Annotated in this window: 1 pseudogene; it reads left to right on the plus strand. The window is 66.8% G+C overall.

The features are described 5' to 3' along the window. Positions 1-69: 69 nt before the first annotated feature. Positions 70-527: pseudogene (locus A5709_RS02505) on the plus strand (ArsA family ATPase); the annotation flags it as partial.

Below are 527 nucleotides of genomic sequence, written 5' to 3' on the forward strand. Positions count from 1 at the left end.
CACAGCCGGCTGTCCATGAAGCTGCCCAACCGTTTCGGCGCGTCCAGGAAGTCCAGCGCGTTGCGCGACGGCGGGGTAGGCAAGACCACCACCGCGGCCGCGATGGCGTTGCGCGCTGCCGAATACGGCCGCAACGTATGCGTTTTGACGATCGACCCGGCCAAGCGGCTGGCCCAGGCACTGGGGGTGAACGACCTCGGCAACACCCCGCAGCGGGTGCCCCTGGCGCCCGAGGTTCGCGGCGAGTTGCACGCGATGATGCTCGACATGCGCCGCACGTTCGACGAAATGGTGGTCCAGTACTCCGGAAACGGCCGGGCGCAAGCGATTCTGGACAACCAGTTCTATCAGACGGTCGCCAGCTCGCTGGCCGGCACGCAGGAATACATGGCGATGGAGAAGCTGGGCCAGCTACTGGCCGAGGATCGTTGGGACCTGGTGGTGGTGGACACCCCGCCGTCGCGCAACGCGCTGGACTTCCTGGACGCGCCGAAACGGTTGGGCAGCTTCATGGACAGCCGGCTGAC

It is taken from the genome of Mycobacterium sp. E1386 (assembly GCF_001672745.1).
Taxonomy (GTDB): Bacteria; Actinomycetota; Actinomycetes; order Mycobacteriales; family Mycobacteriaceae; genus Mycobacterium.